Raw genomic sequence first — 13998 nt, 5'->3', positions numbered from 1 at the left:
GGAACGGCGGGGTTCCGCCACTTCCCTTCCCCGGCGTCATCCCGGGCCACTTTTTGACGAAACCTTCCTCCCCGCCCTTTGACACTCCGTCGCCGGCGTTTTACTGTGGGAGAAAGTTTAACACTAAACTAGTTGGGAGGAGTCCCCATGGCCGCCCGGAAACCATCCGCCAAGCCGAACGTCTCGCCCGAGGAGCTCAAGCAATACTACCATGACATGCTGCTCATCCGCCGCTTCGAAGAGAAGGCGGGTCAGCTCTATGGCATGGGGCTCATCGGCGGGTTCTGCCACCTCTACATCGGCCAGGAAGCCGTCGTCGTCGGCCTCGAGGCCGCGGCGAGCGAGGGTGACAAGCGCATCACGTCCTACCGCGACCACGGCCACATGCTGGCCTGCGGCATGGACCCCAACGGCGTGATGGCCGAGCTCACCGGCCGCGAGGGCGGCTATTCCAAGGGCAAGGGCGGCTCGATGCACATGTTCAGCCGCGAGAAGCATTTCTACGGCGGCCACGGCATCGTCGGCGCGCAGGTGCCGCTCGGCGCCGGTCTCGCCTTCGCCGACGCCTATCTCGGCAACGACCGCGTGACCTTCGCCTACTTCGGCGACGGCGCCGCGAACCAGGGCCAGGTCTACGAGACCTTCAACATGGCCTCGATCTGGAAGCTGCCGGTGATCTTCGTCATCGAGAACAACCAGTACGCCATGGGCACCGCGCAGAAGCGCTCGACCTCAACCGAGGAAATCTACACCCGCGGCGCGCCCTATGGCATCCCGGGCGAGCTGGTCGACGGCATGGACGTGCTGGCGGTCAAGGAAGCGGGCGAGAAGGCCGTGGCGCATTGCCGCGCCGGCAAGGGCCCCTACATCCTCGAGGTGAAGACCTACCGCTACCGCGGCCACTCGATGTCGGACCCGGCCAAGTACCGGACCCGCGAGGAAGTCCAGAAGATGCGCGACGAGCGCGACCCGATCCAGAGCGTGCGCGACCTGCTGCTGCAGGGCAAGCACGCCACCGAGGACGACCTCAAGGCGATCGACAAGAACATCAAGGACATCGTGAACGCCTCGGCGGAGTTCTCGAAGGAGAGCCCGGAGCCGGCGCTCGAGGAGCTCTGGACCGACATCTATGCCGACGTGGTGCCGCAAGGCACGGCGGCAGAGGCCTGAGGCAGAAGGACCAACCGACATGGCAACCGAAATTCTCATGCCCGCGCTCTCGCCGACCATGGAAGAGGGCACGCTGGCCAAGTGGCTGGTGAAAGAGGGTGACACCGTGAGCTCGGGCGACATCATCGCCGAGATCGAGACCGACAAGGCCACGATGGAATTCGAGGCGGTCGACGAGGGCATCGTCGGCAAGCTGCTGATCGCCGAGGGCACCGAGGGCGTGAAGGTCAACACCCCGATCGCCGTGCTGGTCGAGGACGGCGAAAGCGCGGACGACATCGCCGCGCCGAAGGCCGAGGCCGCCCCGGCCAAGGCCGAGGAAGCGCCCGCCGCGGCGCCCGCCCCCGCCTCGGTCCCGGCGACCCCCAAGGCCAGGGCGGTCACGCCCGACTGGCCCGAGGGCACCCAGATGAAGACCCAGACCGTGCGCGAAGCGCTTCGCGACGCCATGGCCGAGGAAATGCGCGCCGATCCCACCGTCTTCGTCATGGGCGAGGAAGTGGCCGAGTACCAGGGCGCCTACAAGGTGACCCAGGGCCTGCTCGACGAGTTCGGCTCGAAGCGCGTCATCGACACGCCGATCACCGAGCACGGCTTTGCCGGCATCGGCGTCGGCGCGGCCTTCGGCGGGCTCAAGCCCATCGTCGAGTTCATGACCTTCAACTTCGCCATGCAGGCGATCGACCAGATCATCAATTCGGCGGCCAAGACGCTCTACATGTCGGGCGGCCAGATGGGCGCACCGATGGTGTTCCGCGGCCCGAACGGCGCCGCCGCCCGCGTGGGCGCGCAGCACTCCCAGGACTACGCCGCATGGTACGCCATGGTGCCCGGCCTCAAGGTGGCGATGCCCTACTCGGCAGCCGACGCCAAGGGCCTGCTGAAGAGCGCCATCCGTGACCCGAACCCGGTGATCTTCCTCGAGAACGAGATCCTCTACGGCCGCTCCTTCGAGGTGCCGGTGATGGACGACTTCACCGTGCCCTTCGGCAAGGCGAAGATCTGGCGCGAGGGCACCGATGTCACCATCGTGTCGTTCGGCATCGGCATGACCTACGCGCTCGAGGCGGCGGACAAGCTGGCGGAAGAGGGCATCTCGGCCGAGGTGATCGACCTGCGCACCCTGCGCCCGATCGACTACGGCACCGTCATCGAGTCGGTGAAGAAGACCAACCGCTGCGTGACCGTGGAAGAGGGCTGGCCGGTGGGCTCCATCGGCAACCACCTCTCGGCCTACATCATGCAGAACGCCTTCGACTGGCTGGACGCCCCGGTGATCAACTGCACCGGCAAGGACGTGCCCATGCCCTACGCGGCGAACCTCGAGAAGCACGCGCTGATCACCACCGCAGAGGTGATCGACGCCGTCCGCCAAGTCACCTACCGGTAAGGAGAGCGTCATGCCCACGGAAATCCTGATGCCCGCGCTGTCCCCCACCATGGAGGAAGGCACGCTGGCCAAGTGGCTGGTGAAGGAGGGCGACACGGTCAGCTCCGGCGATGTCATCGCCGAGATCGAGACCGACAAGGCGACGATGGAATTCGAGGCCGTCGACGAAGGCGTGATCGGCAAGATCCTCGTCGCCGAGGGCTCCGAGGGGGTGAAGGTCAACACCCCCATCGCCGTCCTGCTCGAGGAAGGTGAAAGCGCCGACGACATCGCCGCGGCCCCCAAGGCCGAGGCGAAGGCAGAGGCACCCAAGGCGGAAGCCGCCGCACCGGCGCCTGCCGCTGCCGCTGCCGCGACCCCTGCCCCGGGGGCGCCCGCCCCCGCCGATGGCACGCGCATCTTCGCCCCCCCGCCCGCCCGCCGCATCGCGGCGGACAAGGGGCTCGACCTTGCGCAGGTCAAGGGCACCGGCCCGCACGGCCGCATCGTGAAGGCCGACGTCGAGGCCGCCAAGCCCGGCGCGGCAGCCGCTCCGGCGGCAGCAGCCGAGACCAAGGCAGCCGAGGCCCCCAAGGCGGCGGCGATGCCCTCCGGTCCCACTGCCGACGCGGTGCGCAAGATGTACGAGGGGCGCGAGATCGAAGAGGTCAAGCTCGACGGCATGCGCAAGACGGTGGCCAGCCGCCTCACCGAGGCCAAGCAGACCATCCCGCACTTCTACCTGCGCAAGGACATCAAGCTCGACGCGCTGCTGAAGTTCCGCGGCCAGCTGAACAAGCAGCTGGAAGCGCGCGGCGTGAAGCTCTCGGTCAACGACTTCGTCATCAAGGCCTGCGCACTGGCGCTGCAGGCGGTGCCGGATGCCAATGCCGTCTGGGCCGGGGACCGCATCTTCAAGCTGAAACCGTCCGACGTGGCGGTGGCCGTTGCGGTCGAGGGTGGCCTCTTCACCCCGGTGCTGAAGGATGCCGAGATGAAGTCGCTCTCGGCGCTTTCCGCCGAGATGAAGGACCTCGCGGGCCGGGCCCGGACCAAGAAGCTCGCGCCGCATGAGTACATCGGCGGCAGCTTCGCGATCTCCAACCTCGGCATGTACGGCATCGACAACTTCGACGCGGTGATCAACCCGCCGCATGGCGCGATCCTCGCCGTGGGCGCGGGCGTCAAGAAGCCGGTCGTCGGCGCCGATGGCGAGCTGACCGTGGCGACGGTGATGTCGGTGACCCTCTCGGTCGATCACCGGGTCATCGACGGCGCGCTGGGTGCCGAGCTGCTGCAGGCGATCGCCGACAACCTCGAGAACCCGATGGTGATGCTCGCCTGATCCCGGGCGCATCGCTTGAAATGAGAACGGCCCCACCGCAAGGTGGGGCCGTTTCGCTTTGCGCGGCCCCCGGGACGCACGCGCCCCGGGGAGAATGCCTTACTGCAGCGCCTTCTCGAGGAACTCGGCGACCACGTTCGACATGTCGAAGGAGGTGCCGCCCTGCACCGGCGGGTACTCGGCCAGCGTCTGCAGGTGCTGCTGCATGAGCACGTTGATCGGCTGGATCAGCCACGAGACCTTCTGCATCAGGTGGCCGTAGGAGTCCTTGCTGTCGTAGCTCTCGAACGGGTCCATGCGCAGGTTGAAGACCAGCGGCACGGTGCGCGGGATCACGTTGGCGTAGTAGTCCTCCTTGGTGGAGAAGTGGAACTTCCACGGCCCCACCCGCACGGCGGTCAGCTTGCTCTCGTAGTAGTAGAAGATGCTGTCGCGGTTCGAGTGGTCCTGTTCGCCCTTCCAGTAGGGAAGGTTGTTGACCCCGTCGATGTACTGCTTCTTCTCGTCCATGACCTCGGCGGCCACGTCCTCGATGCCCGCCGCGGCGGCCAGCGTGGTGAACATGTCCTGGTGTCCCTGGATGCCGTTGAGCGTCTGCCCCGGCTCGAGCTGGCCCGGCCAGCGCACCATCGAGATCACGCGCACGCCGCCTTCGTAGGTGGTCATCTTCTCGCCGCGGAACGGCGTGGTGGCGCCCATCGGCCAGGAGGAATGCTCGGGTCCGTTGTCGGTCGAGTACCAGACGATGGTGTTGTCGGCGAGGCCCTGCGCGTCGAGCCAGTCGAGCACCAGCCCGATGTCATGGTCGTGCTGCAGCATGCCCGAGCCGTGGTAGTCGGCCTCCGAGGTGTAGGTCTCGGCGGCGTAGCGCCATTCGTCGTTGAGCCGCGTGTAGAGGTGCATCCGGCTGGTGTTGAGCCAGACGAAGAAGGGCTCGCCCGCCTCTTTCGCATTCGCCATGAACTGTTCGGCCAGCGGGATCACCTCGCCCTCGTCGAACATCTTCATCCGTTCCTGCGTCAGCGGGCCGGTGTCCTCGATGGTCTGCTTGCCGACCTTGCCGAAGCGCGGCTGCTCGGTGGGGTCATCCACGTCCGAGGCGAAGGAGTGGATCACGCCGCGCGTGCCGAACTGCTCCTCGTAGGCCTCGAGCGAGCCCGAGAAGCCCTCGCCGAAGCGCTGGTAGTCGCGCTGCTCGGCCTCTTCCTGGGTGTTGAGGTGGTAGAGGTTGCCGAAGAACTCGTCGAAGCCGTGCACCGTCGGCAGGTGCTCGTTGCGGTCGCCGAGGTGGTTCTTGCCGAAGTGGCCGGTGCGGTAGCCGATCTGCTTGAGCTCCTCGGCAAGGCTGGGCGAGCCCGCCTGCAGCCCGAGCGCCGAGCCCGGCTGGCCCACCGTCGTCATCCCCGAGCGGATCGGGTACTGACCGGTGATGAAGGCGGCGCGGCCCGCGGTACAGCTCGGCTGCGCGTAGTGGTCGGTGAAGCGGATGCCTTCCGCCGCGATCCGATCGATATTGGGCGTGGTGTAGCCCATCGTGCCCATCCCGTAGGCCGAGACGTTCTGCCAGCCGATGTCATCGCCCCAGATCACCAGGATGTTCGGCTTCTCGGGCTGGTCCTGCGCCACGGCAGGCGCGGCAAGCCCGAGGACGGCGAGAGGGATCGCCAGGATAAATGGCCTCAACATCATTTTTCTCCCGTTGGACAATCGCTTGGAATCAAGAAAACGTGTTCAGACTAGCACACGCCTGACGCGTGTCAGCCGGTAACACACTACCACCGACCATTTTTCTGACGTAGCGGTAACTTCGCCCATCGGCGGCTCGCGGCAGAGCGTCGCGCGGTGCCTGCGCGCCTCCTTGCCGATACGTCATGCGCTGCCTGCATGGCGAGATTGCGCAACCGGCGCTTGTGAAGATGTACCCAAGGCATAGCATTGAGCCGTGCTGCACCGCGGCGGGCGGATCACGTCCCGCGGCCGGGCACTCCCGACATCCGACGTCCGACTTCCGGAGCTGAGACATGGCTATCCAAGACCGTCAGGGCCTGCTGACGATCCTCTCGCTGGCGCTTGGCGCCTTTGCAATCGGCGTCTCCGAATTCGCCGCCATGGGTCTGCTGCCCTATTACGCCGCCGAGCTCGGCGTGAGCGAGCCCGACGCCGGCCACGCGGTCAGCGCCTATGCGCTCGGCGTGGTCTTCGGCGCGCCGGTGCTGGCGGTGCTCGGCTCGATGATCCCGCGCAAGACGCTGCTGATCCTGCTGATCTCGTTCTTTGGCCTCGGCAACCTCGTGAGCGCCATGGCCCCGGACCTCACGCTGCTGATCGCCGGGCGCTTCCTCGCGGGGCTGCCGCATGGCGCCTTCCTCGGCATCTCGATGCTGTTCGCCGCCGAGTTCTCGCCCGAGGGGCGCAAGGCGCGCGGCGTGGCGCAGGTGCTGATGGGGCTGACGCTGGCCAACGTGATCGGCGTGCCGCTCGCGGGCGCGGCGGGACAGGTCTTCGGCTGGCGGCTCTGCTTCGTGGTCACCACCGGCATCGCCGCCGCCTCGGCGCTGATGATTGCCCGCTTCGCCCCCAGCGTGCAGTCCGGTCCGATGCCGAGCCCCCTGCGCGAGCTCTCGGCGCTGGCCAACCGCGCGGTCTGGACCACGCTGCTGGTCGGCGCGATCGGCTTCGGCGGGGTCTTCGCGGTCTATTCCTACTTCTCGGCGGCCATGCTCGCCGCCACCGACGCCCCCGCCTGGGCGGTCCCCGCGGCGCTCTCGGGCTTCGGTCTCGGCGGCATCGCCGGCAACCTCGTCGCCGGGCGGCTGGCGGACTGGTCGCGGCTCGGCGGCTCGCTGCTGCTGCTTGTCGGCATGACGGTCATGTCGCTGCTCTACACTGCGGTGATCGGCGACTGGGTGATGATGGGGCTCGCGCTCTTCCTGCTCGGCACCACGGCCAGCCTCGCCATCCCGCTGCAGATGCGCCTGATGGACGTGGCGGGCGAGGCGCAGACGCTGGCCGCGGCGCTCAACCACGCCGCCTTCAACGCCGCCAACGCGCTGGGGCCGTTCCTTGCCGGGCGTGCGCTGGCCGCGGGCCATGGCTGGGGCTCGACCGGACAGGTCGGCGCGGCGCTGGCCCTGGGCGGCATCGCGATGCTGGGGCTGGCCTGGGTCGAGAGCCGCGGCCGCGCCCGCCGGGTGGTCCCGGCGATGGCCGCGGGCTGCTGAGACGCGGGCCGGGCTGACCTTCCGACAGACCGACACGACAGTCCAAAGCAAAAGGCGCGGCCCCCCGGGACCGCGCCTTTTCTCATTCCGCCGAAGCCGCGCCTCAGTCGCTGCAGTTGCAGCCGGTCAGCTTCTGGTCCATCGAGCGCGAGGGCTGGTCGCAGCCCGCCTCGCCGACGATCTTCGCGGGCACCCCGGCGACCGTCTTGCAGGGCGGCACCTCGGCCAGCACCACCGAGCCCGCCGCGATGCGCGAGCGGTCGCCCACCTTGATGTTGCCCAGCACCTTCGCCCCGGCGCCGATCAGCACGCCGTTGCCGATCTTCGGGTGACGGTCCTCGTCCTCCTTGCCGGTGCCGCCGAGCGTCACCGAGTGCAGGATCGACACGTCGTCGCCGACCACCGCCGTCTCGCCGATGACGATCGAGTGCGCGTGGTCGATCATGATGCCCTTGCCGATCTTTGCGGCGGGGTGGATGTCGACCCCGAAGACCTCGGACGAGCGCATCTGGAAGAAATAGGACAGGTCGCGCCGCCCCTGGTTCCACAGCCAGTGCGACACGCGCTGGCTCTGCACCGCCTGGAAGCCCTTGAAGAAGAGCAGCGGCTGCAGGTAGCGGTGGCAGGCCGGGTCACGCTCGTAGGTGGCCTGGATGTCGGCGCGCGCCTTCAGCGCCAGCGAGGGGTCGGAGCTGTAGGCCTCGTCACAGATTTCCCGCAGGATCTGCTCGGACATCTCGCCGTTCGAGAGCTTGAGCGAGATGCGGTAGGCCAGCGCCCGCTCGATGGTCGGATGGTGCAGGATGGAATAGTGCACGAGCCCTCCGAGCAGCGGCTCGGTGGCGACAACCTCCTCGCCCTCGCGGACGATGCGGGCCCAGACGGGGTCGAGTTCGGCGATCTTGGCGCGGGTCTTGGCCATAGGATTCCTCCGTGAGTTGCGCACACTCTAGCAGATCGCCAGCGCGGGTCGAAATGCAAAACCGTGATCTAGGGGATCGTGCCCCGAGATGGAAGACCCCGCGGAACCGCCGCTCAGGCGAGGAGCGCCAGCACCGCGAAGGGGCCCGCACCGAAGCGGGCCGAGACCTGCGCCACCCGCAGCTCGTAGTCGCCCGAAAGCCCGTCCGCCGCCGGGTCGTAAGACCATTCGGGCGCCGTGCAGAACGCCTCGCGGACCAGCGTCTCGCCCTGCGTGACGCGCAGCAGGTAGCGCTCGCTCTCCTCGCCGAGCGGCACCTCGGGCGCCTCCCAGTCGTCGCCCTCGAGGCGGGTGCGCCGGATCCAGCTGATCGCGAGCGCGGTGCCCCCGGCCGCGACCGCGCGCAGGTGCGCCGGGCGGTAGGGCCGCAGCCCGTTGCCGTCGAAGGCCAGCACCCGGTGCACGTAGGAGGGATCGTCGTAGCCGCGCCGCGCCGCGCCGATGCGGTAGTGCCGCGCCTGCCGCCGCTGCGCCGGGGCCAGCGCGATCTGCTGCGGCGCGCCGTCGAGCAGCACCACCCAGGACCCCGCCGGCCAGACCTCGGGCATGAGCCCGTCGCTGCCCGCCTGCCCGCGCAGCCGGTGCGAAAGCAGCCAGCGCCCCGGCTCGACCAGCTGCGCGTCGCGGAACTGCAGCAGCTCCCAGGTGCCGGGCGTGCCGTCGCCGTTCGCCAGGAGGTTCGCCCCGCCGAGCAGTGCCGCCTCCTCGACCGACTGCAGGCTTCCCGAGCGCAGCGCGACCTGCAGCGCCGCGCCGCGGTCGATCCGCCCCGGCGGCGCGGCGAAGAGCGGGGTCTCGGTGACTCCCACGGTGGCCCGCGCGGCGATGATCTCGTTCAGCAGGTAGTCGGCATCCGAGGCGGCATCGTAGATCGCGACGCTGCCCGGCCAGGGCGTCGCCGTCACCGCGAGATGCGGCGCGTGCGGAACCTCGTCGCCGCTCATCAGCGGCAGGTCGAGGAAGAGCGGCAGCACCGGCACCGGGGCGGCGAAGGGGCGCAGAGCCGGGTCGCTCTCGGCCATCTCGGCGGGCAGGTAGGTGTCGGGCTCGATCCGCACCGCCTCGATGCGCTGGTGCGTGCCGATCTCGACGCGGTCCACCCGCGCGCGCACGGCGCCCGAGGGGCCGGGCAGCGCGACGATGTCCCCCGCGCCGAGCGGCATCTGCGAGGGCGGCAGCGCGAAGCGCAGGGTCTCGCGGGCGATGCGCGCCTCGGCCAGCCAGCGCTCGAGCACCATCCGCGCCTCGGCCCGGGTCAGCTCCATCGCCAGCTCAGTCTCGGCGACGCCGTGGCTGCGCGTGTCGGGCAGCACCACCTCCTCGCCGCTCACCGCGTGGTCGCCGTCGGCCTCGACGAAGCGCAGCCGCAGCCGCCCGGCGGTCTCTGCCTCGGCGGCGCGGATGCGGACGAGATCACCCTCCTCGCCCGGCTCGTGCACCAGCGCGCCCGGATCGAGCGTGACCGGCGCCCGCCCGCGCCGCGGCAGGAAGACCAGCGCCCCGTCGCGCTCGATCGCGTCCACCCCATGCGCGAGAAGGAGCGGCTGCAGCGCCGCGCGGGCATCGCTCACCCGCTCGAGCTGGTAGCCCCGCACCCAGCCCCAGAGCCGGCTCACGTCGACCTCGGCAACGCCCGAGCGCGCGCAGATCCCGGCCACTACCGAGGCGAGGGTCCGCGCCGAGGCGCGCCCGTTCAGCCAGTGCCCGCGCCGGTAGTTGCCGCCGTCGGCCCAGAGATCGGACAGGCCCGGGAACCACGGGTAGGGCCGCGCATCCCAGGCCCAGACCAGCGCGCGCGACATGTCGATCATCGGCGCGCCGTAGATCTCCGAGACCGGGTTGTGCGCCGGGTCGTTCCAGTGGGCATGGAGCGCGCGCAGGTATTGCCGCTGCATAAGTTCGTCTCGCAAGCCATTGGAATAACGTGGAAGCTGGCTCTCGGAACTTTTCGGATCGAGGAACTTGTTGGGCTGGTTCGCGCCCTTGTCGATGGCGGCGCAGCCAAGCTCGGTGAACCAGATCGGCTTGCCCTGCGGCTCCCAGGCGGTGGGCGCCTCCTGCCGGATCCCGCCGATGCGCTCGTGGTGCAGGTTCGACCACCAGCCGCGCAGGTCCTTGCAGCGGTAGACCCAGGGCTCGTCATGCGCGCCGTCGGTGATCGCCTCGCGGCGCTGCGCCGCGCGCGCCTCGGCGCTGGGGTAGTACCAGTCGAAGCCCTCGCCGCCCTCCACATTGGCCATGAGGTAGTCCGGGTTGTAGATCGCGCCCCAGCCCGCGTCGGCATGGTCATCGCCGTCCCGCCAGTCGGCGAGCGGCATGTAATTGTCGATGCCGATGAAGTCGATCTCGGGGTCGCTCCAGAGCGGGTCGAGGTGGAAGAAGACGTCGCCCGAGCCGTCCTGCGGCTGGTAGCCGAAATACTCGCTCCAGTCGGCGGAATAGCCGATCTTCACCCCCGGCCCCAGCAGCGCCCGGCACTCGGCCGCCAGCGCGCGCAGCGCCGCCACCGCCGGGAAGCCCGAGGCGCCGCGGATCTGGGTGAGCCCGCGCAGCTCCGAGCCGATGCAGAAGGCCGAGACCCCGCCCGCCGCCGCGCAGAGCGCCGCCTGGTGCAGGATGAAGCGGCGGAAGGACCATTCGTCGGGGCCGGAATAGGCCACCGCGTCCCCCGCCACGGCGAAATCCGCGGCCGAGGCGCTGCCGAAGAAGGCCGCCACCTCGGCCTCCGCCGCCGCGCTGCCGTCGGGCGATCCGGCACGGCCCGGCGCGACGCTGAGGGTGATGCGGCCGCGCCAGGGCAGCGCCGGCTGCGTGGCGGCCCCGCTCCACGGATCGGGAAGCGCATTGCCCTCGGTCTGTTCCATCAGGATGAACGGGTAGTAGACGACGTCGAGCCCGCGCGCCGCCATCTCGCGCAGCGCCTCGATCACCGAGGCGTCGGCGGGCGTGCCGCCATAGACCGCGACCCCGTCCTGCCGCGGCACCGGCGCCGCCGCACCGCGTCCCAGCCCCGACACGCGCCAGGGCATCTGCGCGGAGTCCCACTCCACCTGCTCCACCCGCGGGCGGATCCGGCAGGCACCGCAGCGCAGGTCGTCACCGAACCAGCTCACCACCAGCGAGGCGGCGCGACACCCCGGCAGCTCGTCCCGCAGCTGGTCGAGCGAGACCAGGAAATCGGGCACCTCGGCGGGCGTGTTGAGGTTCGCCGCCGCCTGCGCGCCGCCGCCGTAATCGAGGTAGACCGGCCGCGTCGCCAGCGCGTATTCGCCGGTGCCGGGGATCACCGCCACGCCCCGGATCGCGCCGGGCACGTCCAGCCGATCCTCGAGCTCGGGCCGGGTCACCTCGAAGCTGAACTGCGGCACGCGGTTGCCGAAGCGGTCGAGCATCAGCTCCTCGATCACCACGTAGGCGGTGCCGCGATAGGCCGGGACCAGCCCGGTGCCCTCCACCGCCTCCATCTTGGGATCCGGCATCTGGTCGGCGCTGCCGGGATAAACGCGCATGTTCAGATCACGCGGCGCGATCTCGACGCCGTCGGCCCAGACCCGGTTGACTCCGGTGATCACGCCCTCGCAGAGCGCCAGCGCAAGGCTGACCGAGTAGCTGTAGCCCTTCACCGTGGTCTCGCTGCGCGGGCTGCCCTTGCCGCCGCCGACCCGCTCCTTGCGGACGTGTTCCGCGAACTCGGTGGCCCAGATCACCTGCCCGCCGACCCGCACCCGCCCCCAGACCTGCGGCACCGCCGCGCCCTCGCCCGCGCCGGCAAGGCGCAGGCGGTCGATGCGCCCGGTCTCCACCGTCTCGGACCCGGCCCCCATCAGCCGCTGGTCGAGTGCCCGGCCGAGCCCCGCGCCGACAAAGCGGCCCACGGCGGTCATCGACAGGCCGAGGAAGGACCCGCCGACCGCGCTGCCAAGCGCCGCCCCGGCGGCGGAAAGGAGGATCGTGGCCATCAGTCTTGCTCCATGGGAAAGGCAAGGCGCGCCGCGAGGCGGCGGCGCCAGGGCGCGGTGAACGCGCTTTCGATCACCCCGTGACCGCTGTAGGCGTGGACGAAGGCGGGGGCCGACCCGCACCGGCTCTGCATCCCGAGATGCTTGGCCACCGCCCCCTCGCGCATGCGGAAGAGCAGCACGTCGCCCGGGGCCTCGTCGGCCAGCGCCTTGGCACGCAGGTGCCGCAGTGCCGCGCGCAGCAGCGCCTCGTCGCCCTGCGGCTCGGACCAGTCGCGGCTGTAGGGCGGCACCGGCTCGGGCTCGGGGCCGATCACCTCGCGCCAGACGCCGCGCAGCAGGCCGAGACAGTCGCAGCCCGCCCCCTTCACCGAGGCCTGGTGCAGGTAGGGCGTGCCGATCCAGCCGCGCGCGGCGGCGACGATGCGCGCCCCGCTCATCGCCGCGATCCCCCGCCGGTGAGCGCCGCGCGGCCCGCGGGGACGAGCAGCCAGTCGTCCCCGGGGATGTCCGGGAAGCCCTGGAAGTTGACGAGGTTGCCGAATTTCAGCCGGCAGGTGTCGAGCCGCTTGTCGCAGCCCGCGGTGACCCGGCACATGTCCCCCGCCGCCAGCGCGGAACGCAGCGGCTCCCAGAGCTCGATCACCCGCACGCCGTCCAGCAGCCGGTCGCGCTTGACCGCCGCGCCGAGCCCGGCGCCCGCGCCGCTCCGCATCTCGAGCCGCCCGCGCGCGAACCAGCCCTCCTCGAAGCCCGGCAGGGGGCCGAACTCGAAGCGGCGGTTTTCCTCGACCGCCAGCACCGCGCCCTCGTGCACGAAGCCCGGCGTGGCAAGATCGAAGCGGCAGGCGCCATCCCCCAGCACCGCCGAACAGGGCTTCTGGTAGACCCGGCCAAGCGGCACGTTCAGCGCCTCGGTGAGCCCGCGCAGCTCGGCATGGAAGGCGCCGTCACCGCGCCGGATCTCGCCGATCGTGCCGCGGAACATCACCCGGCGCTGCGCCACGTCGGACCAGTTGACCAGCCATGAGACCAGCTCGGCGCCGTCGAACCGCCCGGCCTCGATCTCCGCCTCCGAGAGCGCCTCGTCCGACAGCGCGCCCATGGCCTCGGTGTTGTCGACCGAGAGCCCCGTCGCCTGCTGCAGCGCCAGCGCGCTCAGCCCCGAGCCGGCGCGGAACGTGAGCCCCTCGAACGACAGATCCCGGTCATGGTCGGTGAAGCCGTAGCGCGTGCCGTCCCCCCGCGTCAGCGCCCAGCAGCGCGCCACGGTGGTCAGCCCGGTCGCCAGATGGGCATGAAGCTCCGCCGCACCCATCAGACCCGCAGCTCCACGACCGGCACGTCGGGCACCTGCCCGGCCTTGAAACTGGCGACCGAGACCGAGATGCGGTCGGTGTCGAAGCGCACGGGCACGTCGAACTCGAACCCCGCGCTGACCTCCACCCCGGCGAGCGGCGGCTCGGCAAAGGTGATGAGCCCGGTGCCGAGCTCGATGGAGAAATGCACCCCCTCCTGCATCTCGACGTCCTGCACCGCCGCCAGCACCGTGCCCGCCACCGGCTTGGTGATCGGCCGCACGTGGCTCGCGCTGCCCGAGCGGTAGGTCTTGGCCAGCTGGAACACCCGGGTAACGCCGTCGCCCCGCGCGATAACCTGGTCGGTGGCCGAGATCGTGCCCGAGGGCAGGCAGGATTTGTAATCCGACCAGTCCTTCCAGCGAAAGCCGTAGAGCTGCCCGCGCCGCGCCTCGAAGAAGGCCAGAAGCTGCGCGATGTCGTCGAGCGAGCGCAGCCCGAGCCCGGCATCGAAGCGCCGCCGCGACTGCGCCCAGGGGCTGTTGCGCTCCTCGAAGCCGGAACTCAGCTCGACCACGTCGGTGCGCCGCTCGGGCCCGCCCATGGCGCCGAAGCTCAGGTCGGCGGGAAAGCGTATCTCGTGAAAGCTCATGG

The 13998-nt window shown here is 70.1% G+C and carries 10 protein-coding genes; 4 read left to right on the top strand and 6 right to left on the bottom strand.

Translation table 11 applies throughout. From position 1 onward, the window contains the following. Nucleotides 1-147: 147 nt before the first annotated feature. From pdhA to PVT71_RS11970, 3 genes are read left to right on the top strand one after another with little or no spacing between them, the layout of a single operon-like run. A complete protein-coding gene (pdhA, locus tag PVT71_RS11980) occupies nucleotides 148-1170 on the top strand; it encodes a pyruvate dehydrogenase (acetyl-transferring) E1 component subunit alpha (protein WP_353472016.1) in 1023 nt (340 codons plus the stop codon). A gap of 19 nt (nucleotides 1171-1189) precedes the next feature. Further along, the gene (locus PVT71_RS11975) at nucleotides 1190-2560 is read left to right on the top strand and encodes a pyruvate dehydrogenase complex E1 component subunit beta (RefSeq protein WP_353472015.1); all 1371 of its coding nucleotides are present in this window, start codon (nucleotides 1190-1192) and stop codon (nucleotides 2558-2560) included. 10 nt (nucleotides 2561-2570) lie between these two features. Further along, complete coding sequence (locus PVT71_RS11970) at nucleotides 2571-3884, top strand: pyruvate dehydrogenase complex dihydrolipoamide acetyltransferase (RefSeq protein ID WP_353472014.1); 1314 nt, start codon at nucleotides 2571-2573, stop codon at nucleotides 3882-3884. 99 nt (nucleotides 3885-3983) lie between these two features. Here PVT71_RS11970 and PVT71_RS11965 read toward each other — a convergent pair whose 3' ends face one another. Beyond that, entirely contained in the window at nucleotides 3984-5570 is a 1587-nt protein-coding gene (locus tag PVT71_RS11965; RefSeq protein ID WP_353472013.1) for an arylsulfatase, read from the bottom strand. Between the two features lie 335 nt (nucleotides 5571-5905). On the opposite strand from PVT71_RS11965, the gene PVT71_RS11960 reads away from it, so the two are divergent. Continuing rightward, complete coding sequence (locus PVT71_RS11960; protein WP_353472012.1) at nucleotides 5906-7105, top strand: MFS transporter; 1200 nt, start codon at nucleotides 5906-5908, stop codon at nucleotides 7103-7105. 103 nt (nucleotides 7106-7208) lie between these two features. Here PVT71_RS11960 and cysE read toward each other — a convergent pair whose 3' ends face one another. The 5 genes from cysE to PVT71_RS11935 all read right to left on the bottom strand — a co-directional run bounded on the left by cysE (nucleotide 7209) and on the right by PVT71_RS11935 (nucleotide 13996). Next, complete coding sequence (gene cysE / locus PVT71_RS11955) at nucleotides 7209-8027, bottom strand: serine O-acetyltransferase (protein ID WP_353472011.1); 819 nt, start codon at nucleotides 8025-8027, stop codon at nucleotides 7209-7211. 113 nt (nucleotides 8028-8140) lie between these two features. Beyond that, entirely contained in the window at nucleotides 8141-12046 is a 3906-nt protein-coding gene (locus tag PVT71_RS11950; RefSeq protein WP_353472010.1) for a glycoside hydrolase/phage tail family protein, read from the bottom strand. Then, nucleotides 12046-12486, bottom strand: a complete 441-nt coding sequence (locus PVT71_RS11945) for a peptidase (protein ID WP_353472009.1) — start codon at nucleotides 12484-12486, stop codon at nucleotides 12046-12048. Before PVT71_RS11945 ends, PVT71_RS11950 begins: the two co-directional genes overlap by 1 nt. Further along, entirely contained in the window at nucleotides 12483-13364 is an 882-nt protein-coding gene (locus PVT71_RS11940) for a DUF2163 domain-containing protein (RefSeq protein WP_353472008.1), read from the bottom strand. The genes PVT71_RS11945 and PVT71_RS11940 overlap by 4 nt, the downstream gene beginning before the upstream one ends. Beyond that, complete coding sequence (locus tag PVT71_RS11935; RefSeq protein ID WP_353472007.1) at nucleotides 13364-13996, bottom strand: DUF2460 domain-containing protein; 633 nt, start codon at nucleotides 13994-13996, stop codon at nucleotides 13364-13366. Before PVT71_RS11935 ends, PVT71_RS11940 begins: the two co-directional genes overlap by 1 nt. Between the last annotated feature and the right edge of the window lie 2 nt (nucleotides 13997-13998).

The organism is Salipiger sp. H15, from assembly GCF_040409955.1.
Taxonomy (GTDB): Bacteria; Pseudomonadota; Alphaproteobacteria; order Rhodobacterales; family Rhodobacteraceae; genus Salipiger.
Note: the sequence above shows the minus strand (reverse complement) of the source record. Positions and strands in the feature narration are given on the sequence as shown.